Source organism: Rhodopseudomonas palustris BisB18 (assembly GCF_000013745.1).
Classification (GTDB): Bacteria; Pseudomonadota; Alphaproteobacteria; order Rhizobiales; family Xanthobacteraceae; genus Rhodopseudomonas_A; species Rhodopseudomonas_A palustris_F.
Genome location: NC_007925.1, coordinates 4,094,335 through 4,117,738, shown reverse-complemented (window position 1 = coordinate 4,117,738; position 23,404 = coordinate 4,094,335). Strand labels below are relative to the sequence as shown.

Below are 23,404 nucleotides of genomic sequence, written 5' to 3'. Positions count from 1 at the left end.
GAGCCATGTCTTACAAAGCCTCTGCAACCGTCACGTCGAAAGGACAGATCACCTTACCGGCCTCGATCCGTGAGCGCTTGGGGGTGACGGCGGGCGATCGGCTCGACTTCGATCTGTCCGCGTCCGGCAGGCTGACGGTCACGGCCGTCAAGCGGCGCAGCATTTTCGAGAATTTCGACGAGCTGCAACTGCCGTCACGCGGACGCCCGAGCACGAGGAAAGATATCGATGACGCGATCACCGCGACAATCGTCGAGAAATTCCCGCGCCCGGGCAGGCGGCGGGGATGATCGCGATCGATACCAATGTCTTGCTACGTTTCTTCGAGGCGGATGACAACGCCGCTCAGACCACTGCGGCGCGGGACATGGTTCGATCGCAAGGCAGCGTCTTTATCAATCCGGTGGTGCTGGTGGAATTCGTCTGGGCGTTGCGCGCGTCGTTCGGGCTCGATCGAAAAGCGATCCATGCGCGATTGCAGCGCATTGTTGCGGCTCCGGAGTTCGTCCTGCCGTTTGCCCCGTCGATCGAGCGCGCGGTGGAGCAATACGGCAAAGGGCTTGCCGACTTTGCCGACTGTATGATCGGTGAACTCAACCTCGCCTTCGGATGCGATGCGACCATGACATTCGACAAGAAGGCCGCCAAAACCCTGCCATTCCGGTCGCTGAAAACCTAGTAAGGACCATGCCATGTCCGTGAAAATTCCGCGCTCCGTCTATGCCGACATGTTCGGCCCCACCACCGGCGATCGGGTGCGGCTCGCCGACACCGATCTGATCATCGAGGTGGAGAAGGACTTCACGATCTACGGCGAGGAGGTGAAGTTCGGCGGCGGCAAGGTGATCCGCGACGGCATGGGGCAGAGCCAGGTGACCAACGCGCAAGGCGCCGCCGACACCGTGATCACCAACGCGCTGATCGTCGATCATTGGGGCATCGTCAAAGCCGACGTCGCCTTGAAGGACGGATACATCGCCGCCATCGGCAAGGCCGGCAATCCGGACATCCAGCCCGGCGTCACCATCATCATCGGTCCCGGCACCGACATCATCGCCGGCGAGGGCAAGATCCTCACCGCCGGCGGCTTCGACAGCCACATCCATTTCATCTGCCCGCAGCAGATCGAGCACGCGCTGATGAGCGGCGTCACCTCGATGCTCGGCGGCGGCACCGGCCCGTCGCACGGCACCTTCGCCACCACCTGCACGCCGGGGCCGTGGCACCTCGGCCGGATGATCCAGTCGTTCGACGCCTTTCCGGTCAATCTCGGGCTGGCCGGCAAGGGCAACGCCTCGCAGCCCGCGGCGCTGAAGGAGATGATCGAGGCCGGCGCCTGCGCGCTGAAACTGCACGAGGACTGGGGCACCACGCCGGCGGCGATCGACAATTGCCTCACCGTCGCCGACGACTACGACGTCCAGGTGATGATCCATTCCGATACGCTGAACGAGTCCGGCTTCGTCGAGGACACCATCAAGGCATTCAAGGGCCGCACCATCCACGCCTTCCACACCGAGGGCGCCGGCGGCGGCCATGCGCCGGATATCATCAAGGTGGCGGGGCTGCCCAACGTGTTGCCGTCGTCGACCAACCCGACCCGGCCGTTCACCAAGAACACCATCGACGAGCATCTCGACATGCTGATGGTGTGTCACCATCTCGATCCGTCGATCGCCGAGGATCTGGCGTTCGCCGAAAGCCGGATCCGCAAGGAGACCATCGCGGCGGAGGACATTCTCCACGACCTCGGCGCGCTGTCGATGATGTCGTCGGATAGTCAAGCCATGGGCCGGCTCGGCGAGGTGATCATCCGCACCTGGCAGACCGCCGACAAGATGAAGAAGCAGCGCGGATCATTGCCGCAGGACTCGGCGCGCAACGACAATTTCCGGGTCAAGCGCTACATCGCCAAATACACTATCAATCCGGCGATCGCGCACGGCGTGGCGCGGCTGATCGGCTCGATCGAGCAGGGCAAGCTCGCCGATCTGGTGCTGTGGTCGCCGGCGTTCTTCGGCGTCAAGCCGGACCTGATCATCAAGGGTGGCTCGATCGTGGCGGCGCCGATGGGCGATCCGAATGCGTCGATCCCCACCCCGCAGCCGGTGCATTATCAGCCGATGTTCGCCGCCTACGGCCGCTCGCTGTTCGCCTCCTCGGTGGTGTTCACCTCGCAGGCCGCGGTGGCGGAAGGGTTGGCGAAGAAGCTCGGCATTCAGAAATCGCTCTACGGGGTGGAGAACACCCGCTCCGGCATCTCCAAGAAGAGCATGATCCACAACGACGCCACGCCGAATATCGAGGTCGATCCGGAGACCTACGAGGTCCGCGCCGATGGCGAATTGTTGACCTGCGCACCGGCCGAGGTGCTGCCGATGGCGCAACGCTATTTCATGTATTGAAGCTTGTATTGAGGCTTGCGTGCCCCGGACGCAGTGCAGCGCGCCGCGAAGCGGCGTGGTGCGCTGCAGAGCCGGGGCCGTTACGCAACGCGGCGCTTGCAACGGTCCCGGCTCACGGCGCAGCGCCAAGGCGCTGCACCGCGTCCGGGACACAGCGGGCGCGGCCGCCGCAAACAATCGCTTCTATCTCGCCCGCCCAGCCCGTATTGTCCGGCCGCAAGCGACAGGCGAAGCGGAGCTACCGCGATGATCCAGCCGTCGCATGCGACGATCAGGTCGAGAACTGTGAGAACAACATGATCCGCGCAACCAGCGTCAAAGGCCAGCATCGTTGGAGCGAGGCCGCCGCCGACACCGTGGTGCTGGATTTCGACGACCGCCATCGCCGGCGCACCGCGATGGTCGGCACCCGTGGATTGCAGTTCTTGCTCGACCTCGAACACGCGGTGGCGCTGCGCGGCGGCGACGCGTTGGTGCTGGAAGACGGCCGGCTGGTCGAGGTGGTGGCCGCCGCCGAACCGTTGATCGAAATCCGCGGCAGCGATCCGAAAGAATTGGTGCGCATCGCCTGGCATCTCGGCAACCGCCATCTGCCGACGCAGATCATGGCCAAGGGGCTGCGGATCCGCCGCGATCACGTCATCGAGGAGATGGTGCAAGGGCTCGGCGCGAAAACCGTCGAGATCGAGGCGCCGTTCGATCCGGAAGGCGGCGCCTACGCGCCGCCGGCGGAGCCCAGCCACGATCACGCCGGGCATGATCACGCGCATGATAGTCACGCCCACCACGATCATGATCACGGCAAGCATGCGCAGCACGACCACGGCAAGCACGATCACGCGCATCACGACCATGCCGCGCACGATGATCACCACGTCCACGACGAGCATTGCGGCCACGATCACCACGGCCATGGCCACGAGCACAAATAGCCAGGACGACGCGGCGCTGTCCGCCGCGCAGGCTGCGGCGCTGTACCGATTGATGACCTGGTTGTCGCCGGCGTTTCCGGTCGGCGCGTTTTCCTATTCCAGCGGCATCGAATGGGCGGTGGAGGCCGGCGACGTCGTCGACGCGCCGACGCTGCAGGCGTGGTTGGCAGCGATGCTGAGCCACGGCACCGGCTTCTGCGACGCGGTGCTGCTGGCACACGCGCATCGCGCCGTGATCAGCAACGACGATGATGCGTTGCGGTCCTTGGCCGAACTGGCTTGCGCTTACGTATCGTCGCGCGAGCGCCATCTGGAGACCACGGCGCAGGGCCGCGCCTTTGTCGAGATCGCCCGCGCCGCCTGGGCCAACGGCCGCCTGGAGCGCGCCGTGGCGGATTGCGCCGGCCTGACGGCGTACCCGGTCGCGGTCGGTATCGTCAGCGCCGCGCATGGCGTGCCGCTCGCCGCGACGCTGCACGGCTTCTTGCACGCCGTGGTGTCGAACTGGATTTCCGCCGGCGCGCGGCTCATTCCGCTCGGCCAGACCGACAGCCAGCGCCTGATCGCGGCGCTGGAGCCCGCGGTGATCGCGACCGGCGCCCGGGCTTTGATAGCAAGCCTCGACGATCTCGGCGGCGCCACGTTCCGTGCCGATCTCGCCAGTCTGCAGCACGAAGCGCAATACACCCGGCTGTTTCGCTCGTGACCGGGATGAGTTCAGATCCGGCCGTTCTCGTTCGGCGGCGGGTTTCGGCGGTCGGCCTTGTTGGCGTCGGGTTCCGCCGCCGCAGTGACTGCTCCGCGATCAATCGCGATCGAGCGCAGCGAGGATTTCGGCTTCGGCGAGGTCGTCGCCGGTGTTGGCATTGAAGAATGCATCGAACGGTTGCGTCGGCCAGTCCACGGTGGCGACCTGATAGCGCGCGAGAAATTCGCCGACCTTGCGAACGCCTTCGACAGCCAGCGCGTGGCGCAGCCGCTCGCGCTCACCGACGTCCCACAGCCCCACCACCGGGTGCGAGCGGCCGCCGGAGGCCGCCACCGCGAGTTGCGCGTGTTGTTCGCCTAGCGCGTGCTGGAGCTGCGCCACCAGATCGCGCGGCAGAAATGGACAATCCGCCGGCGCGCTCAGCAGCCACCGAATCTCCGGGCGGTTGGCCGCGACCCAGTCCAGCCCGGCCAGCACCCCCGCCAGCGGACCGGCGAAACCAGCTACGCTGTCGGCCACCACCGGGAGGCCGAAGCCGGCGAATCGCGCCGGATCGCCATTGGCATTGAGCACGAGGCCATCGCATTGCGGCGCCAGCCTGGCAATCACCCGGTGCAGCAGGCTGCGCCCGCCGATGCTGCGCAGCGGTTTGTCGCCGCCGCCGAGCCGCCGTGCCAATCCGCCGGCGAGAATTACCGCGGGAGGCGTCGAGATGTCGAAGGCTGACTGTGTCATTGCGGTACCGGTGATAGCATTACGTTGGATGAACGGCCAAGGCGATTGACGCGGCCGCGGCTCTTCGCCATCGTCTTTTCATGACAACAACCATGCTCGATCTGACAGGGCTGAAATGCCCGCTTCCCGCCTTGCGGACCCGTAAGGCGCTGAAGTCATTGCGCGCCGGCGACCTCCTGGAGGTCTGCTGCACCGATCCATTGTCGGTCATCGACATTCCTAATCTGGTGATCGAAACCGGTGATCGGGTCGAAATCCGTGAACGCCGCGACCAGCACATCGTGTTCGTGATCGAGAAGGTCGAATCGACCGTGACGACCTGAGCTTCGTTGCGCACGGAACCATCAGTTGCGATGGAAATTATTCCGGACAACTCAGGAGCGCATGATGGCCCGGAAGTACTCCAAAAAGGCGGCAGCGAAAGTCGAGCGCGCGGTTAAGAAGACCAAGGCCGGGACTTTGAAGAGCGGCCGATCCGGCAAGACGGTGAAGAGCCGCAAGCAGGCGATCGCGATCGGCCTGTCGGAGGCGCGCGCTGCCGGCGCCAAGGTGCCGTCGAAGAAGACGGCGAAAAAGGCTTCGAAGAAGTCCGGCGCCAAGACGTCCAAGAGCAAGACGTCCAAAGCCAAGAAGTCCAAAGCCAAGAAGTCCAAAGCCAAGACATCCAAAGCTAAGACATCCAAAGCCAAGACATCCAAAGCCAAGAAGTCGAAGGCTAGGGCCTCGAAATAGCAGACCTCGGCAAAGTCTTTCGCCGAGCGTGCGCCACAGCCGCGCCAACGCTTCGAAACATGCCGCCGTCAGTCCGGGGCACGAGCAGCGTCAGCTGCGAGCGAACCCGGAATCCAGTATCCCAGGGCGGTGAGTACCAGAGACTTTCCGGGGATTGAATCATCCAACCAAAATGTCGTCGTCATTCCGGATTGCGAGTTCGAAGAACGAGCAAGTCCGGAATCCATACTCCCTGCGGTGGTTATGGATTCCGGGCTCACTCGCAGCGAAGCTGCTCGTGCCCCGGAATGACGGCCCGGGGCCCCTTGAACCGCATCGATCCCAACCAAAATGATCTAGAGTCTGGATTCGTTCGGGCTGCGCCCTCGCACGCCAATCAGCTCGCCTTGCGGCGTCGGGCCGTCGCGCGCGGCGCCTTCGCCGCCCGTCCACGCCGCGCCGGCTGGGCGCGACGGGGTGCGGTGTCAGCCTTGCCGCCTTTCAAACTCTGCTTCAACGCGTCCATCAGGCTGATGACGTTGTCGGACTTTTCTTCGCGCTCGGCGACCTTCAACGGCTTGCCGGACGCCTTGCGCTTCACCAGCGCCTTCAACGCGGTCTCGTAGTCGTCCTTGAATTTCGACGGATCGAAATGCGCCGCCTTGCTGTCCAGGATGTGCGAGGCGAGTTCGATCATGTCCTTGGTGATCTTCGGGCTCTTGATGCCGTCGAAGTAGTCGTCGGCGTCGCGGAGTTCGTAGGGGTAGCGCAGCGTGGTGCCGAGCAGGCCCTTGCCGAACGGCTCGATGGCGATGACGTGCTCGCGGTTGGTCAGCACGATGCGCGCCAGCGCCACGCGATCCTTGTCCTTCATGGCGTCGCGGATCACCGCGAAGGCATCGACCCCGGCCTTGCCGTCAGGCACGATGTAGTAGGGGTGATTGAGATAGCGTTTCTCGATTTCGGCGGCGGGAACGAAGCTGTCGATCTCGATGGTGTGGGTGCTGTCGATCTGCACCGCGTCGAGTTCGTCCTTCTCGATCTCGACGAACTTGCCTTTGCTGATCTCGTAGCCGCGCGCCTTCTGGTCTTTCTTCACCACGTCGCCGGTTTCCTCGTCGACCATCTGCTGCTTCAGCCGGTTGCCGGTCTCGGCGTTGATCATGTGGAAGCGGGTCTTCTCGACGCTGGTCGAGGCCGGATACAGCGCCACCGGGCATGACACCAGCGACAGCTTCAGCGTACCCTTCCAGTAGGCGCGGGGGGTGGCCATGAGCTCTCCAACATGGGGTTATCTCGACGCGGGCGCGTCGCTGCAAAGCCGGAACTTCAACCGCAATTGCGGGTTTTGGTTCCGAGTTGTTGAATGGCTCGCTCGCACAGAGGATTTCCCGTGACGCTCGACAACCTCAAGCTCTATCGCAAGAAGCGCGACTTCGAGAAGACCGCGGAGCCGAGCGGCGAAGCGAAAGTTGCGCCGTCGCAGCGTCGCCGCTTCGTGATCCAGAAACACGATGCCACAAGGCTGCACTACGATCTGCGGCTGGAATTCGACGGCGTGTTCAAGTCGTGGGCGGTGACGCGCGGGCCGTCGCTCGATCCGCACGACAAGCGGCTCGCGGTCGAGGTCGAGGACCATCCGCTCGACTACGGCGATTTCGAAGGCACCATTCCGGAGGGCCAGTATGGCGGCGGTACGGTGCAATTGTGGGATCGCGGTTACTGGGAGGCCGACGATCCAGAGCGCGGCTTCAAGACCGGCGACCTCAAATTCACGCTGCACGGCGAGAAGCTGCACGGCTCCTGGGTCTTGGTGCGGATGCGCAACGATCGCAGCGGCGGCAAGCGTACCAACTGGCTGCTGATCAAGCACCGCGACGACGACGCCCGCGAAGGCGACGCCAACGACATCCTCGCACAGGAAGCCTCGGTGGCGTCGGGCCGCGCGATGGAGGAGATCGCTGCCGGCAAGGGCCGCGCGCCGAAGCCGTTCATGGTGAAAGCCGCGCGGGCCAAGGCCGACGCGGTGTGGGATTCCAATCGCGGGCTTGCGGCCGAGGCACGCGGCGAGCGTGAAGCGCCAGCCAAGCGCCGCGCGGCGTCAAGACCGGCGAAACAGGCCAAGGCGAAACAGGCCAAGGCAAAACCCGCCAAGCGCGCCAAGGCAAAGGCCGTCGCCGCGATGCCGGACTTCATCGCGCCGCAGCTCTGCAGCTCGGTGGAGCGACCGCCCGGCGGCGCGGGCTGGGGCCACGAGATCAAGTTCGACGGCTACCGCGTGCAATTGCGCGTCGAAGGCGGCCAGGCCACGCTGAAGACCCGCAAGGGGCTGGACTGGACGCGGAAATTCCGGGCCATCGCCGACCAGGCCGCGGCGCTGCCGGATGCCATCATCGACACCGAGATCGTCGCGCTCGACGCCGCCGGCGCGCCGGATTTCGCCGCCTTGCAGGCCGCATTGTCGGACGAGAACACCGACAATCTGATCTGCTTTGCGTTCGATCTGTTGTTCGCCGAGGGCGAGGATCTGCGCGCCTTGCCGCTCAGCGAGCGCAAGCAGCGGCTTCAGGAGATGCTCGAGCAGGCGCGCGGCCGCCGTAAGCAGAGCGTGATCCGCTATGTCGAGCACTTCGAAAGCGGCGGCGACGCGATCCTGCAATCGGCCTGCAAGATGTCGCTGGAAGGCATCGTCTCCAAGAAGCTCGACGCGCCGTATCGCTCCGGCCGCAGCGAGAGCTGGACCAAGGCGAAGTGCCGCGCCGGCCACGAGGTGGTGATCGGCGGCTGGAAGAGCAACGCCGGCAAATTCCGCTCGCTCATGGTCGGTGTCCATCGCGACGATCATCTGGCCTATGTCGGCATCGTCGGCACCGGCTTTGGTCAGGTCATGGTGAAGCGCATCATGCCGGCGCTGAAGGCGAACGCCTCGAACGAGAATCCGTTCGGCGGCAAGACCGCGCCGAAGAAGACCGCAGAGGTGCATTGGCTGAAGCCGGAGCTGGTGGCGGAGATCGAATTCGCCGGCTTCACCGGCGCCGGCATGGTGCGCCAGGCGGCGTTCAAGGGCCTGCGCCAGGACAAGCCGGCCGAGGAGGTCGAGGCGGAAACGCCGAAGAAAACCGCGGTGGCCGAACCGGGCCGCGGCAAGCGCGGCGGCAAAGCCAAGGCGGGCGCGGCAAAGCCAGCCGCGTCGAAGCCCGCCGCGGCGAAGCCCGGCCATCCCGCGCAGGTGATGGGCGTGCTGATCTCCAAGCCCGACAAGCAATTGTGGCCCGACGCCAGCGATGGTGAGCCGGTGACCAAGCTCGATCTGGCGCGCTACTTCGAGGCGGTCGGCGATTGGATGCTGCCGCACATCAAGGGCCGGCCGTGCTCGATCGTGCGGGCGCCGGACGGCATCAAAGGCGAACAGTTCTTCCAGCGCCACGCCATGCCCGGCACCTCGAACCTGCTGGAGCTGGTCTCGGTCTCGGGCGACCGCAAGCCGTATCTGCAGGTCGACCGCGTCGAGGGCCTCGCCGCGGTGGCGCAGATCGGCGGGCTGGAGCTACACGCCTGGAATTGCGCGCCGGATGCCCCCGACGTCCCCGGCCGTTTCGTGTTCGACCTCGATCCGGCGCCTGACGTGGCGTTTTCCGACGTGGTGGCCGCGGCGCGCGAGATGCGCGAACGCTTGACCGCGTTGGGCCTGGAGAGTTTCTGCAAGACCACCGGCGGCAAGGGGCTGCATGTGGTGACGCCGCTCTCAAAGTCGAAAGACAATGTCGACTGGAAACAGGCCAAGGCGTTCGCCCAGGCGGTGTGCCGGCAGATGGCCGAGGATAGCCCCGAGCGCTATTTGCTCAACATGTCGAAGAAGCTGCGCGAGGGAAAGATCTTCCTGGACTATCTGCGCAACGACCGCATGGCGACCGCGGTGGCGGTGTTGTCGCCGCGGGCGCGCGACGGCGCCACGGTGTCGATGCCGTTGACTTGGCCGCAGGTGAAGGGCGATCTCGATCCGAAGCGATTCACGTTGCGCACGGTGCCCGGGTTGTTGGCGAAATCCAAAGCCTGGGCGGGTTACGACGAAGCGGCCACCCCGCTGAAGGCTGCCATCAAGCGGCTGGCCTCCAGCGGAACGACGTAGCGCTGAGCGCTGGGCGCTTAGAGTTTGCCGAGCAGCAACAGGATCAGCAGAATCACGATGATCAGGCCGAGACCGCCGCCGCCGTAATAGCCGGTGCCGTAGAACGGACCGCCGCCGACGCCGCTGAAGCCGCCGAGCAGCGCGATCACCAGGATGATCAGGATGATTGTTCCGATGGACATGATATTCTCCTCAACCCGACGGTCCGCACCAATGCCCCGCCGCTACCAGTCGGAAACGTCCGTCTGCATCGAAGGTTCCGCGGATTGAACCGTAAGCTCCACCTCCCTTTACCGCGCGCCTCTGTTTTTTCCGGGCCGGCGGCCTACATGAGTAGTCATCGCCGGAGGAGATAACCGCCCATGTCAGCACCGCTCGTCGTTTCGATCCCGCATCAGCTCGGCCGCGAGGAAGCGCGGCGCCGGCTGCAGAGCGGCCTGACCCGCGCTGCTACCAACGTTCCGGTGCTCAAGGTCGACGAAGAGCGTTGGGAGGGCGACCGCATGATCTTCCGGGTCCGCGCGCTGGGGCAAGCCGCGGCCGGCCACGTCGACATCGCCGACGATCACGTCCGGCTCGAGGTGGTGCTGCCGTGGCTGCTGCAGAAATTCGCCGAAGTGGCGCAGGCCGCGATCAAGCAGCGCGGTCATTTGCTGCTGGAGAAGAAGCGCTGAACAAACACCGCTTTGGGTCGCCGGCGCTTCACACTTTCGCGTCGTCATTCCGGGGCACGAGCAGCTTCAGCTGCGAGTGAGCCCGGAATCCATAACCACCGCAGGGGTTATGGATTCCGGACTTGCTCGTTCTGACGAACTCGCAATCCGGAATGACGACGGAAAATTAGTTGGATCCGCACCCGCCCAATTGAGAATTCTCTGAGACAAGTAATCGTCCCAAGTAATCGTCCGAACCCGCGAAGCGGCGAAAATTAGGCTTTCGTTAAGCCGAATTCGCCAGCCTAAGGCGGCGGAGCAGGGAACCGAACTGCGCGTTCGGCACGAACTCCGCCAGGCCGCCCGGCCTCGATCCCGGGCGGCCTTTGGCGTTTGCGCCGAGCGGCGGCGATGTCAGCCTTTGCGCGTGGCGCGCAGCCGGGTGGCGCTCAACGTGCCTTTGAAGCGCGCGGGACGCACCGCCACCGGCATCTGCGCGAACAGTTCGGCGAGCTGCAGCGGGGCGCCATCGACCTCGTAATGTTCGGCCACCACCGTTCCTTCGAAGGCATCGGGCGCCGGCCAGCGGCGGCCGTCCTTCGTCGCCGCGGCCATCGCTTTTGCCACCACGACGATCACCGCGTCGCGTTCATGGCGCCGGGCGAAGGCGATCACCCGGTCGGCGTGCGGCCCGGTGACCGGCAACGGCTCGTAGCTGCCGTTGAGAAACAGTTCGGGCTTTTCGGCGCGCAGCTTCAACAGCTGCCGTGTCCAGGCCAGCTTGATGCGGCCGTCCTGCCAGTTCGCGGCGAGGTCGGTCCAATCCGGCTGCTCGAGGCCGTGCAGCGCCGTGCTGCGCGCGGCAAAGTCCACCGCTCGCCGGTTGTCCGGATCGACCAGCGATGTATCCCACATCTCGGTGCCCTGATAGAAATCCGGCACGCCCGGCAGCATCGCCTTCAGCGTCACCTGGCTCAGCGAGTTCAGCGCGCCGAGCAACGCCACGCGTTGCACCAGCGTCTGCATCTGGGCGATGAAGTCGCCGGCGACGGCGGGATCGAGGATCCGCGCCAGGAATCCGTTGACGCCTTCCTCGTAATCCAGGTTGGGATTGAGCCAGCTGGTTTCCTGCTTGCCCTCGCGCGCCGCCTTCAGCGCATAGGCCTGCATGCGGTCGAGAAAGGCCGGATCGCCGTCGAGCGGCCAGGCGCCGACCAGCGCCTGATACAGCATGTATTCGAACGGCGCCGACGGGGTTCGGGCGTCGCCCTTGATGACGAGATGCGGCGCGTTCAGCATCTTCCATTTCGCCACCAAGGCCGACCATTCGCCGGGGATTTCCGCCAGCGCCAACAGCCGCGCGCGGGCGTCCTCGCCGCGTTTGGTGTCGTGGGTGGCGGTCGCCGTCATGCCGTGCGGCCAGTCGATCGCGCGCTTGCGCATGGTTTCGTGGAAGCTGTCGATCGACATCGCGTCAGCGGACGGATCGCCGCCGACCTCGTTCAGCGCCAGCAGCCGGTGATAGCGATAGAACGCGGTATCCTCCAGCGACTTCGCCATGGTCGGGCCGGTGAATTGCTGCAGCTTCAGCGCGAAGCGGCGCACCCGCGGCTTGGAATGCGCGGCGCGGCCGGGCTTGATCAGATCCAGCGTCAGCACGTCGCGCAGAAAATCGAAAATCCCCTCGTCGGCGTTGAACCATTCGGCGCGGGCCTTTTCGATGGTCTGCGCGATCAGTTCGCGGTCGAGCGCGGTCGGCCCCGCGGCGGTCAGATAAGTGCGATAGACCGGGAAGTGCAGCACATAGAGTTCCAGGATCTGCCGCAGATTGTCGGCGGAAAAATCCCGCGTCGAGTAATGCCCGGCGGCGATCCGCGCCAACAACCGCGACAACACGGTGAATTCGCTGAGCAGCAGGGTTTCCAGCACCCGCCGCTTGGCCTCTTTCAACACCGGGGCGAATTTCGGCGGCGTGTTGCTGACCTGGCGCCACACCTCGTCCAATGCGGCAAGCCCGGCGCCGTCGACCAGCACCTGCGTGATCACGTTCATCCACTCGTAGCCGGTGGTGCCGTGCACCCCGGTGAAGCGGCGCAGGCTCTCGTCCTCGCCGAGGATCTTTTCGATCAGCATGTAGAACGGCTGTGCGGTGTCACCCCGCGCCTCGCGCAGCAGCCGGCGCAGCCGCTGGAAATATTGCGCGGGGTCGCGCAGCCCGTCGATATGGTCGAGCCGCAGGCCCTGCAGCTTGTCTTCGGCGATCAGCCGCCGCACTAGCTGGTGGATCGCCTCGAAGGTGCCGGCGTCCTCGACCCGCAGCCCGGCCAGGCTGTTGACGTCGAAGAACCGCCGGTAGTTGATTTCGCTGGACGCCAGTCGCCAATGCCCGAGCTTGTAGTGCTGGCGTTCCAGCAACAGGTGCAGCATCTGGGTCTGCGCCGGGCGATCCTGGCCAGCGCGATAGGCCTCTAAGCCGCGCGCGATGATCGCGGCGCTGCCGGGAATGCGTTTCAACGCGTCCTTGAACGCCGGCGCCGCGGCGCGGTCCGGCTGGCGCGGCACCGGGGAGCGTTGCACGAGTTCGAGGATGGCGCGGCCGCCCGGTTGCTGCTCGGCCTCGGCCGCCTTCACCACGTTGCGCAGCACTTCGCCATAGCGCTGCGGTGCGATCGGCAGCCGATGCTCGAAGTACCAGGCCGACAGACTGCCGCTCTCGGCGTCGTAGCGCAGCTCGATCTCGCCGCGCTCCAGCGCCTCGCCGTAGGACGAGCCGATGATCGGCAACAGCACGCCGCCGCGCGGCCGATGCGGCAGGATATCCCAATCGATGTCGAACGAAGCGGCGTGCGGCGACGCCGGTCCCCATTCCAACACGTCGAGCCACCACGGGTTGTCGGCGAAATGCACCCCGACATGGTTGGGCACGAAGTCCAGGATCAGGCCGAGATCATGTTGTTTCAGCGTTGCGGACAGCCGCTCGAAGCCGTCCTCGCCGCCGAGTTCAGGATTGATCTTGGTGTGGTCGACGATGTCGTAGCCGTGGCTAGAGCCCTTGCGGGCTTTCAGGAACGGCGACGCATACAGGTGGGTGATGCCCAGCGACTTCAGATAGGGGACGATGGCGGCGGCATCGTCGAAGCCGAAATCGGCGGTCAATTGCACGCGATAGGTCGCGGTCGGAATGGCAGGCGGCATGAGGTCTCTTCGCAGCGGCAGGTTACCGCCGACGGCGGATCATCCAAGCAAATCGCAGCGCGGGAGTTTGGTTCCGCCGCGTTTCACAGAGCGGGGTCGCAATGCGGCGGACAGGTGTGGCACTCAGGTACAACACGTCATGGCCGGGCTTGTCCCGGCCATCCACGCCCACAAGCGAGGCCATTGATGTTTCCGTGGATGGCCGGGACAAGCCCGGCCATGACGCGGAGAGGGCGACTCATTTCTGAGACACCACTGGCGTAGAAAGGCCAAGTGGATTCAATCAGCCGCTCAAGCCGATGCGCCGGCGAAGGCCAGCACCGAGCGGGGCGGGGCGATCGTCTCGCCGCCGGCCGGCCACGGATCGATCACCGCGCGCTCGTCGGTGGTGTTGAGCACCTGCCGCCAGACCTTCCATTCCGGGGTCTTGGGGAATTTGAAGGTGATCGCCGCGGGCGCCGAATTCAGCACGATGAACAACGGCGCGTAGCCCGGTTCGGCGGGGCTGAGCACGTAAGCCAGAAACCGGCCGTCCGGAAACGCCCAGTCCTGCTGGGTCATTTCGTCGGCCCCGGGGGTCAGCCACAACACGCCGTAAGAGCCGTCGGCGCGGCGGCCGTCCAGCCACTGATTGGAGCGGATCTGCGGGAAGTTCTTGCGCAGCGTGGTGAGTTGGCCGACGAAGTCGGTGAGGTCGTCGCTCGTCTGGCCGAGCCCTTCCCAGCCGACCCAGCCGATTTCATTGTCCTGGCAATAGGCGTTGTTGTTGCCGTGCTGGGTGTTGCCGACCTCGTCGCCGGCGAGCAGCAACGGCACGCCCTGCGCTAGCATCAGGCAGGCCAGTTGGTTTTTGCGCAACTGCAGCCGCAGCGCCCGGATCGCCGGATCCGGGCTCGGGCCTTCGTGGCCGCAATTGTTGCTGAGGTTGTCGTTGGAGCCGTCGCGATTGTCCTCGCCGTTGGCCTTGTTGTGCTTGACGTTGTAGCTGTAGAGGTCGGCGAGGGTGAAGCCGTCGTGCACCGTGACGTGGTTGATGCTGGCGCGGGGCCGGCGGCCGTCATGGTTGAACACGTCGGAGGAGCCGGTCATGCGCCGCGATACTTCGCCGGTCAGGCTGCCTTCGCCGCCCCAATAGCGTCGCATCGCGCTGCGGTAGCGGTCGTTCCATTCCGACCATTGCGAGGGAAACGCGCCAACCTGATAGCCGCCCATGCCGAGGTCCCACGGCTCGGCGATCATCTTCACCGAAGCCAGCACCGGGTCCTGGCGGATCGCGGTGAAGAATCCGGCGTTGCGATCGTAGCCGCGCGGCCCGCGCGCCAGCGTGGTCGCCAGATCGAAGCGGAAGCCGTCGACGTGGCAGGTCTCGACCCAGTAGCGCAGGCTATCCATCACCATCTGCAACACCCGCGGATGGGTCAGATTGACCGAACTGCCGCAGCCGGTGAAGTCGTCGTAGAACCGCGGATTCTCCGGCTTCAGCCAGTAGTACGAGGCGTTGTCGATGCCGCGGAACGACAGCGTGGGACCGAGGTGATTGCCCTCGGCGGTGTGGTTGTAAACCACGTCGAGAATGACCTCGATGCCGGCGTCGTGCAGTCGCGCCACCGTGGTGCGGAACGCGTCGAGCGGGTGGTCCTGGGTGTAGCGCTGTTCGGCGGCAAAGAACGACAGCGTGTTGTAGCCCCAGTAGTTCGTCAGCTTCTTCTCGATCAGCGTGCGGTCGTCGACCAGGCCGTGGATCGGCAGCAACTCGATGGTGGTGACGCCGAGCCGCTTGAAATGGTCGATCATCGGCTGCGACGACAGCGCACTGTAGCTGCCGCGCAGATGCGGCGGCACGTCGGGATGGGTCTGCGTCAGGCCTTTGACATGGGCCTCGTAGATGATGGTGTCTTCCCAACGGATCAGCGGCCGGGTGTCGTGGCGGCCCAAGTGGAAAGTTTCGTCGATCACGACCGCCTTCGGCACGCCGCGCGCGTTGTCGCGGCGGTCGAACGACAGATCCTCGCGCGGACTGCCCGGGCGGTAGGCGAAATGCGCGTCGCTCCAGACCAGGCGTCCGAACAGCCGTTTGGCGTAGGGGTCGAGCAGCAATTTGTGGGCGTTGAAGCGGTGGCCGCGCTCCGGCTCATAGGGGCCGGTCACGCGATAGCCGTACAACTGACCCGGAGAGACGTCGTTCAGATAGCCGTGCCAGACGTCTTCGGTCTTTTCAGGCAGCGTGATCCGTTCGATCTCGCGCCGGCCCTGAGTGTCGAACAGACACAGCTCGACCTTCTCTGCGTTCGCGGAGAACAATGCGAAGTTGGTGCCTCGGCCATCCCAGCTTGCGCCGAGACGGGAGGACGTGCCGGCCGATAACCGCACGGTCAATCTTCCGGTGTGAGAAAGATGACGCCGAGCGGCGGAAGCGAGAGGCTGAGCTCGGGGACCAATTGATCCAGCGTCTGCACCTCGCCGATGTTGCCGACATTGCTGCCGCCGTAATGCGCGGAGTCTGAATTCAGCACCTCGCGCCATTTGCCCGGGAACGGCACCCGGACGCGATAGTCGTGGTACACGCTCGGCGAGAAATTCGCCACCACCAGGCAGCGCGCCCGGGCGTCGTTACCCTTGCGGATCCAGGCGAACACGTTGCGGTCGGCGTCGTCGGTGACGATCCACTCGAAACCGTAGCCGTCGCAATCCAGCTGATGCAGCGCCGGCAGCCGGCGGTACAGCCCGTTGAGGTCGCGGATCAGCGCCTGGATGCCCTGATGCTCAGGCTGTTCGAGCAGATGCCAGTCCAGCGAACGGTCGTGATTCCACTCCCGCTCCTGGGCGAATTCGCAGCCCATGAACATCAGCTTCTTGCCCGGATGCGCGAACATGAAGGAATAATAGGCGCGCAAATTGGCGAACCGCTGCCAGGCATCGCCGGGCATCCGCCCGATCAGCGAGCGTTTGCCGTGCACCACTTCGTCGTGCGACAGCGGCAGGATGAAGTTTTCCGAGAAGGCGTATTGCAGGCCGAACAGGATCTCGCCGTGGTGATGCTTGCGGTAGATCGGATCTTTGCTGATGTAGTCCAGCGTGTCGTGCATCCAGCCCATGTTCCACTTGTAGCCGAAGCCCAGGCCGCCATATTCGACCGGCCGCGACACCTGCGGCCAGGCGGTGGATTCTTCCGCCGCGGTGGTGGCGTGGGGGAATTTCGCATAGACCTCGGTGTTGAAGCGGCGCAGAAAATCGATCGCCTCGAGATTTTCGCGGCCGCCGAATTTGTTCGGGATCCAGCCGCCGGCCGGCCGGCTGTAGTCGAGATACAGCATCGAGGCCACCGCATCGACGCGCAGCCCGTCGACGGCGTAGCGCTCCAGCCAGAACAGCGCATTGGAGACCAGGAAGTTCACCACTTCGGTGCGGCCGTAATTATAGATCAGCGTGCCCCAATCCATGTGCCGGCCCTGCAACGGGTTGGCGTGTTCATAGAGTGCGGTGCCGTCGAAATTCGCCAGGCCGTGCGGATCGTCGGGGAAATGTCCCGGCACCCAATCCAGCAGCACGCCGATGTTCTCGCGATGGCAGGCGTCGATCAGCGCGATGAAATCCTCCGGCGTGCCGAACCGGCTGGTGGGCGCGAACAGCCCGGTCGGCTGGTAGCCCCAGGAGCCGTCGAACGGATGTTCGTTGACCGGCAGGAATTCGACGTGGGTGAAGCCGAGATCGCGAACATAGGCCGGCAGCACCTCGGCGAGCTCGCGATAGCTCAGCCACTGATTGTCGTCCTTGCGCCGCCAGGAGCCCAGATGCACCTCGTAGATCGACATCGGCGAGGTCAGCGCGTTGATCGCCGGCGGCGCCGGGCGCGGATGTGACAGCCGCGCCGGATCGACCACGACCGAGGCGGTATCGGGGCGCATCTCGGCGGCGAACGCCAGCGGGTCCGACTTCAACGGCAGCTGCTGGCCGTGCGGGCCGATGATGTCGAATTTGTAATGGTCGCCGGCCAGCGCGCGCGGCACGAACAGCTCCCAATAACCGCTGCCGCGCACCCGCATCGGATGCCGCCGCGGATTCCAGAAATTGAAATCGCCGACCACGCTGACGCGCTGCGCGTTCGGCGCCAGCACCACGAAGGCGATGCCGTCGACGCCGTCGAGCGTCAGCGGATGGGCGCCGAGCTTGTCATAAAGCCGCTGGTGGGTGCCTTCGCCGAGCAGATAGAGGTCGAAGTCGGTCAGGATCGGCGGAAACCGGTAGGGATCGTCGAGATCGACCGTGGTCTCGCCGAACCGGGCGCGCAATTGGTAGCGACCCGAACCGTTCGGCAATAGACCGACGAACAGGCCCGCGTCGTGGACGCGCTCCAACGTTGCGGTACCGCCATGCTCGTCGACGGCGTCGACCATCGAAGCCTCCGGCAGGAACGCCCGCACCACGGTGCGGTCATTCTCCTGATGCGGGCCGAGATAGCGGAACGGGTCGGCGTGGCGGCCTTCCACAATCGCGTATGCCTCCTCGGGCAGATTCGCAATCATGTGACCTCCTGGGAACGCTGGGACAAAATTCGAATGACGCCGGCAAGCGGGACGCGGAGCCAATCGGGGCGGTGGGCGAGTTCGTATTCGATTTCGTAGAAGGCTTTTTCTAGCAGGAAGAAATCGAGAATCCCACCGGCTGCATCAGGATGACCAGGCCATAACCGGGTATCGGTCATGGACTCGCGGTAGGCCGTGAGAAACGCGGCGGTCGACCGGTTACGCCACGCTTCGAGCGCGGAGGCAAGCTTGCCCTGCTCGTCCGGGGCGGCTTTCAGCGCGCGATCCAACGCCGCGGTGGCCGAATAGTCAATCGAACGGATCAATCCGGCGACGTCGCGCGCCGCCGGCGCCTTGCGGCGTCGTTCGGCCTGGCTGCGCCGCGGCTCGCCTTCGAAGTCGATGATCGAGATGTCGTCCTTGACGATCAGCATCTGGCCGAGATGAAAATCGCCGTGGTGGCGGATGTTGAGGCCGCCGCCGTCTTCGTGCAGCAGGCTGCGCAGCCGTTCGCGGATCGATTCGCGCAGCGCCGCCAATTGGTCGACCAGCCGGCGATCGCCCTCCTTGAGCTGATCGCGCCGCCGCTTCAAGTCGTCGATCACCCGTTCGGCGTAGCCGGTGACGCTGTCGACCCAGCCCTGCACTTGCTCGGCGGTGATCGGTTCGGGAGCGAACTCCGGCTCTTCCGGATGCGCGGCCAGCGCGACATGCATCTCTGCGACGCGTTTACCGGTTTGCGACATGTAGCGCAGATATGGCACCTGTTCGTCGCTCTCGCCGGGCTGCTCGGCGGTCGTCAGCAGCCGCTGCTCGTCGACGAAGCGGTCGAGATAGGCCTGGGTCACGGTCCAGCCGTCGCCCTGGTTGCCGACGAAGGCGTGCACCACCGCCACCGCGCTGGTGGCGTCGCCCTCGATCAGTTCGACGCTGCCCATCAGCGCCGGGGTGTTGGCGAAGCCGGCGACGTCGGTCAGGAAGCGGCCCATCTCGATCTCGGGATTGATCCCGGTCTCCAGCCGGCGATAGAGTTTCACCACATAATCGCCATCGACCAGCGTGGTGCTGTTGGACTGCTCGGTTTCGACGGCGCGAATGTTCTGCAACGGCTTGTCCGGCTTCTCGGCGAACCGCGCGGTCGGCCGGAACACCAGCCGCACGCCTTGCTCTTCGACGGTCAGCGACGCCCGCAGATTCTGCAACAGCAGCGTCACGAAGTCGGGATCGGAGGCGACGTCGAGCAGGGTGCCTTCGCGGGCGCCCTGGCGCACCGCGGCGAAGGCGCGCGGATTGAAGCGTTCGCGATCGAACCGCACCCAGGCGATCTGCATCGGCAGCACGTAACGCGAGGTCACCCCGCGCTGGGTGGCTTCGAAGAACGCCAGCCAGGGCCGGTTGTCGCCCTCGATGCAGAACGGGATCGCCGAGGTCAGCCGCGGATGGATCGCCCGCGCCGAGCGTTCGGGATACCACCGGGTGCGCGCCAGATGCGCCGGCAGCACGTCGCGCTCGAACACGCCGCGGGTGCGGCCGAGCGTCATCCAGGTGGCGCCGAGCGGCACCACCAGGGTCTCGAATTCCGGCACCACGGAGGGCGCCGGATGCTGCGAGGCGTCGCGCTCGCACAGCCGGAACCAATAGAACCCGTAGGGCGCCAGCGTGATCATGTAGGGCAGTTCGCCGATCGCCGGAAACCGGGTTCGTCCCAGCATTTCCTGCGGGATCCGGTCTTTCCAGGCCGACAGATCGAGTTCGGTGGCCTGCGCGGAGCGTGACAGATTGGCGACGCAGAGAATCACTTCGTCCTCGTATTGCCGGACATAGGCCAACACCGCGCGGTTCGACGGCCGGATGAAACTCATGGTGCCGCGGCCGAACGCCGGCGTCGACTTGCGCACCGAGATCAGCCGCTTGGTGGCGCTGAGCAGCGACGACAGGCTGCGCGACTGCGCTTCGACGTTGACCGCCTCGTAGCCGTACACCGGGTCCATGATGGTCGGCGCATAGAGCCGTGCGGGATCGGCGCGGGAGAAGCCGCCGTTGCGGTCGGGCGTCCACTGCATCGGGGTGCGCACGCCGTTGCGGTCGCCGAGATAGATGTTGTCGCCCATCCCGATTTCGTCGCCGTAATAGATGATCGGCGTGCCGGGAAACGACAGCAGCAGCGAATTCATCAGTTCGATCTTGCGGCGGTCGTTGTCCATCAATGGCGCAAGGCGCCTGCGGATGCCGACATTGATCCGCGCCCGCGGGTCGTTGGCATAGGTCGACCACAGATAATCGCGCTCGACATCGGTGACCATTTCCAGCGTCAGTTCGTCATGGTTGCGCAGGAACATCGCCCATTGGCAATTCGCCGGGATGTCCGGGGTCTGCCGCAGGATGTCGGTGATCGGAAAGCGGTCTTCCTGCGCCAGCGCCATGTAGATTCGGGGCATCAGCGGGAAATGATAGGCCATGTGGCATTCGTCGCCCTGGCCGAAATATTGCTGGACGTCCTCCGGCCACTGGTTGGCCTCGGCGAGCAGCACCTTGCCCTTGGCATAGGCGTCGAGTTCGGCGCGCAACGTCTTGATGACCGCGTGGGTCTCCGGGAGGTTCTCGTTGTTGGTGCCGTCGCGCTCGCACAGATAGGGGATGGCGTCGAGCCGGAAGCCGTCGACCCCGGTGTCGAGCCAGCGCTTCATCACCTGGATCACCGCGGACACCACCCGCGGGTTGTCGAAGTTCAGATCCGGCTGGTGCGAGAAGAAGCGGTGCCAATAATACGCCTTGGCCTCGGGGTCCCACGACCAGTTCGACTTCTCGGTGTCGGTGAAGATGATGCGGGTGCCGGCATATTTCTGGTCGGTGTCGCTCCAGACGTACCAGTCCCGCGCGCTCGAGTCCTTCGGGCTGCGGCGGGCGCGTTTGAACCAGTCGTGCTGATCCGAGGTGTGGTTGATGACCAATTCGGTGATGACGCGCAGCCCGCGCTTCTTCGCCTCGACGATGAAGCGGCGGAAATCCTTCATGGTGCCGTAGTCGGGGCTGACCGCGCCGTAATCGGCGATGTCGTAGCCGTCGTCGCGGCCGGGCGACGGATAGAACGGCATCAGCCACAGCGCGGTGACGCCGAGCTCCTGCAGATAGTCCAGCTTTTCGGTCAGGCCGGCGAAATCGCCGATGCCGTCATTGTTGCTGTCGGCAAACGCCTTGACGTGCAGCTGATAGATGATGGCGTCTTTGTACCACAATTCGTCGGTCTCGACGCTGGACTGCGAGCCGTTGGGCTCGATCGAGGGCATGATATTCATGGACAAGCCCTTCAGGCTAGGCAGCGAAACAGCAAGGCGGGGTCGCGGTTGGGGTCGATCCGCAGCCGGACGCCGCCCCATTCCAACGGCACGCGCTCGCCGGTGATCAGGTTTTCCAGCGCCGCGACCGGGCTCAGACCGTGCCCGGTCTGGATCTGCACGTCATTCAACGGAAACCAGACTTCGTGATAATCGCGCGACAGCGCGATCGCCACCGCCACGGTATTCGAGCCGTCGACCGATTGTTTGACGAAGCCGATCACATTGGCGTCTTCGATGAACACGAAACGCAGGTTGCCGGTCTGCAGCAGCGCGGCATTGGCGCGACGCGCGCGGTTGATGTCGCGGATATAAGGCTTGATGTTGCCGGGCTGGTCCCAATCGCGCACTTTGATTTCGTATTTCTCGGAGTTGAGATATTCCTCCTTGCCGGGGATCGGCTCGTGCTCGACCAATTCGAAGCCGTTGTAGATGCCGTAGCTGCCGGACAGCGTCGCCGCCAGCGCCAGCCGCGATTTGAACATCCAGGGTTCGCCGCTCTGCAGGTGATAGGGCAGGATGTCCGGGGTGTTGACGAAGAAGTTCGGCCGATAATAGTCGTGCACCGGATACGAGGTCAGTTCGGTGAGATACTGCTCGATCTCCCACTTCTGGGTGCGCCAGGTGAAATAGGTGTAGGACTGGGTGAAGCCGAGCTTGGCGAGGCCGTGCATCACCTTCGGCCGGGTGAACGCTTCGGCCAGGAAGATCACCTCGGGATCGATGAGCTGCACCTCGTGGATCAGCCATTCCCAGAACGGAAACGGCTTGGTGTGCGGATTGTCGACGCGGAAGATCTTGACGCCCTGTTCGACCCAGAACAGCACGACGTCGCGCAGCGCGTTCCACAGCGAGCCGGCGTCCTCGCAGGAGAAATCCGGATTGACGATGTCTTCGTATTTCTTCGGCGGGTTCTCCGCATAGCGCATGCTGCCGTCGGGACGGCGCCTGAACCAGTCCGGATGCTGCGCCAGCCAGGGGTGGTCCGGCGAGCACTGCACGGCGACGTCGAGTGCCACCTCGATGCCGACCAGCTTGCCGGCGGCGAGCAAGGCGCGGAAATCCGCCAGCGTGCCGAGGTCCGGATGGATCGCGTCGTGGCCGCCTTCCGCGGCGCCGATCGCATAGGGGCTGCCGGGATCGCCGGGCTGCGCGGTCAGCGCATTGTTGCGGCCCTTGCGGTTGGTGGTGCCGATCGGGTGGATCGGCGTGAAATACAGCACGTCGAACCCCATCGCGGCGATGTCCGGAAGCCGGGTGATGCAGTCGCGGAAGGTGCCGTGCTGGCCGGGCGTGCTGCCCTGGCTGCGCGGCACCATCTCGTACCACGCGCCGGAGCGCGCCCGCGGCCGGTCGATCATCAACGGCAGCAGCAACGACCGGGTCAGGTCCGGCCGCGCCTGACTGTCGGCCATCGCCTCGCGCAGGTCCGGCGCCAGCAGCGGCTCGGGCTCGCCGGTTTCCAGAAACGCCTGGCAATAGCGCTGGATGGTGGCGGCATGCGGCCCGCTGGCGCGGGCCTTGGTCAGCATCGCGGCGCCTTCCAGCGCGTCCAGCGTGACGTCTTGCCCTGCCGCCAGCTTCAATTCGAAGCCGTGGCGCCAGGTGGCGAATTCGTCGGTCCAGGCTTCGATCGCATAGACGTAGCGTCCCGGCCGATCCGGCACGAACGCGCCGCCCCAGCGGTCATTGACGTCGTGGCGCAGCGGCGCACGTTGCCAGTCCTGATCCTGCTCGCGCCGCCACACCACGGCGGCGGCGATCACCTCGTGGCCGTCGCGAAACACGTCGGCCCAGATCGCAATCGGCTCGCCGACGATGCGCTTGACCGCGTAGCGGCCGCCGTCGACGATCGGAAAAATCTCTTCGATATGAAAAGCCCCGCCGACTGCGGCGCTTTGGACGGTTTGAGCTGTTTTGTTCACGGTGATGCCAATATCTAGGATAACCATCCCAATGAGGAATAGGAGCACGGACGGTCAGGTTCTATACAAAGTCCCTATGACGGGCATGGTTCCCGGAACTCACTCTACGCATCGGCGTTGGGGACGACTATCCTGTTCTTGAATTTGACGGA

At 65.0% G+C, this 23,404-nt stretch carries 17 protein-coding genes; 9 read left to right on the top strand and 8 right to left on the bottom strand.

Annotation, left to right across the window (positions count from 1 at the left end; all coding sequences use genetic code 11):
- Positions 1 to 5: 5 nt before the first annotated feature.
- From RPC_RS18520 to RPC_RS18500, 5 genes are all read left to right on the top strand, one after another.
- Positions 6 to 290: an AbrB/MazE/SpoVT family DNA-binding domain-containing protein gene (locus RPC_RS18520; RefSeq protein ID WP_011474111.1), complete on the top strand. Its 285-nt coding sequence runs from the start codon at positions 6 to 8 to the stop codon at positions 288 to 290.
- The gene (locus tag RPC_RS18515; protein ID WP_011474110.1) at positions 287 to 679 is read left to right on the top strand and encodes a PIN domain-containing protein; all 393 of its coding nucleotides are present in this window, start codon (positions 287 to 289) and stop codon (positions 677 to 679) included. Before RPC_RS18520 ends, RPC_RS18515 begins: the two co-directional genes overlap by 4 nt.
- 13 nt (positions 680 to 692) lie before the next feature.
- A complete protein-coding gene (gene ureC, locus RPC_RS18510) occupies positions 693 to 2,405 on the top strand; it encodes an urease subunit alpha (protein WP_011474109.1) in 1,713 nt (570 codons plus the stop codon).
- 296 nt (positions 2,406 to 2,701) lie between these two features.
- A complete protein-coding gene (locus RPC_RS18505) occupies positions 2,702 to 3,337 on the top strand; it encodes an urease accessory protein UreE (protein WP_011474108.1) in 636 nt (211 codons plus the stop codon).
- Positions 3,318 to 4,043, top strand: a complete 726-nt coding sequence (locus tag RPC_RS18500) for an urease accessory protein UreF (protein WP_011474107.1) — start codon at positions 3,318 to 3,320, stop codon at positions 4,041 to 4,043. Before RPC_RS18505 ends, RPC_RS18500 begins: the two co-directional genes overlap by 20 nt.
- Positions 4,044 to 4,142: 99 nt before the next feature.
- On the opposite strand, the gene mobA is transcribed toward RPC_RS18500, so the two are convergent.
- Positions 4,143 to 4,781: a molybdenum cofactor guanylyltransferase MobA gene (gene mobA / locus RPC_RS18495; protein WP_011474106.1), complete on the bottom strand. Its 639-nt coding sequence runs from the start codon at positions 4,779 to 4,781 to the stop codon at positions 4,143 to 4,145.
- A gap of 80 nt (positions 4,782 to 4,861) precedes the next feature.
- Here mobA and RPC_RS18490 point away from each other — a divergent pair, with 80 nt between their 5' ends.
- Entirely contained in the window at positions 4,862 to 5,104 is a 243-nt protein-coding gene (locus tag RPC_RS18490; RefSeq protein WP_011474105.1) for a sulfurtransferase TusA family protein, read from the top strand.
- Between the two features lie 64 nt (positions 5,105 to 5,168).
- Positions 5,169 to 5,513: a DUF6496 domain-containing protein gene (locus RPC_RS18485; protein ID WP_011474104.1), complete on the top strand. Its 345-nt coding sequence runs from the start codon at positions 5,169 to 5,171 to the stop codon at positions 5,511 to 5,513.
- A 376-nt stretch (positions 5,514 to 5,889) separates the two neighbouring features.
- Here the strand turns inward: RPC_RS18485 and RPC_RS18480 are convergent, their stop codons facing one another.
- Positions 5,890 to 6,765, bottom strand: coding sequence for a Ku protein (locus tag RPC_RS18480; RefSeq protein WP_011474103.1), 876 nt, complete (start codon positions 6,763 to 6,765; stop codon positions 5,890 to 5,892).
- Between the two features lie 93 nt (positions 6,766 to 6,858).
- Here RPC_RS18480 and ligD point away from each other — a divergent pair, with 93 nt between their 5' ends.
- A complete protein-coding gene (gene ligD, locus RPC_RS18475) occupies positions 6,859 to 9,621 on the top strand; it encodes a DNA ligase D (RefSeq protein WP_049766131.1) in 2,763 nt (920 codons plus the stop codon).
- Between the two features lie 17 nt (positions 9,622 to 9,638).
- On the opposite strand, the gene RPC_RS25635 is transcribed toward ligD, so the two are convergent.
- A complete protein-coding gene (locus tag RPC_RS25635; protein ID WP_011474101.1) occupies positions 9,639 to 9,803 on the bottom strand; it encodes a DUF3309 family protein in 165 nt (54 codons plus the stop codon).
- A gap of 180 nt (positions 9,804 to 9,983) precedes the next feature.
- On the opposite strand from RPC_RS25635, the gene RPC_RS18470 reads away from it, so the two are divergent.
- The gene (locus RPC_RS18470; protein ID WP_011474100.1) at positions 9,984 to 10,295 is read left to right on the top strand and encodes a polyhydroxyalkanoic acid system family protein; all 312 of its coding nucleotides are present in this window, start codon (positions 9,984 to 9,986) and stop codon (positions 10,293 to 10,295) included.
- A 393-nt stretch (positions 10,296 to 10,688) separates the two neighbouring features.
- Here RPC_RS18470 and treY read toward each other — a convergent pair whose 3' ends face one another.
- From treY to RPC_RS18445, 5 genes are all read right to left on the bottom strand, one after another.
- A complete protein-coding gene (gene treY, locus RPC_RS18465; RefSeq protein WP_011474099.1) occupies positions 10,689 to 13,469 on the bottom strand; it encodes a malto-oligosyltrehalose synthase in 2,781 nt (926 codons plus the stop codon).
- A gap of 291 nt (positions 13,470 to 13,760) precedes the next feature.
- The gene (gene glgX, locus RPC_RS18460; RefSeq protein ID WP_011474098.1) at positions 13,761 to 15,839 is read right to left on the bottom strand and encodes a glycogen debranching protein GlgX; all 2,079 of its coding nucleotides are present in this window, start codon (positions 15,837 to 15,839) and stop codon (positions 13,761 to 13,763) included.
- Between the two features lie 2 nt (positions 15,840 to 15,841).
- Positions 15,842 to 17,992, bottom strand: a complete 2,151-nt coding sequence (gene glgB, locus RPC_RS18455) for a 1,4-alpha-glucan branching protein GlgB (protein WP_011474097.1) — start codon at positions 17,990 to 17,992, stop codon at positions 15,842 to 15,844.
- Complete coding sequence (gene treS / locus RPC_RS18450) at positions 17,989 to 21,288, bottom strand: maltose alpha-D-glucosyltransferase (RefSeq protein WP_011474096.1); 3,300 nt, start codon at positions 21,286 to 21,288, stop codon at positions 17,989 to 17,991. Before treS ends, glgB begins: the two co-directional genes overlap by 4 nt.
- 11 nt (positions 21,289 to 21,299) lie before the next feature.
- Positions 21,300 to 23,279, bottom strand: a complete 1,980-nt coding sequence (locus tag RPC_RS18445; protein WP_011474095.1) for an alpha-1,4-glucan--maltose-1-phosphate maltosyltransferase — start codon at positions 23,277 to 23,279, stop codon at positions 21,300 to 21,302.
- Positions 23,280 to 23,404 lie beyond the last annotated feature (125 nt).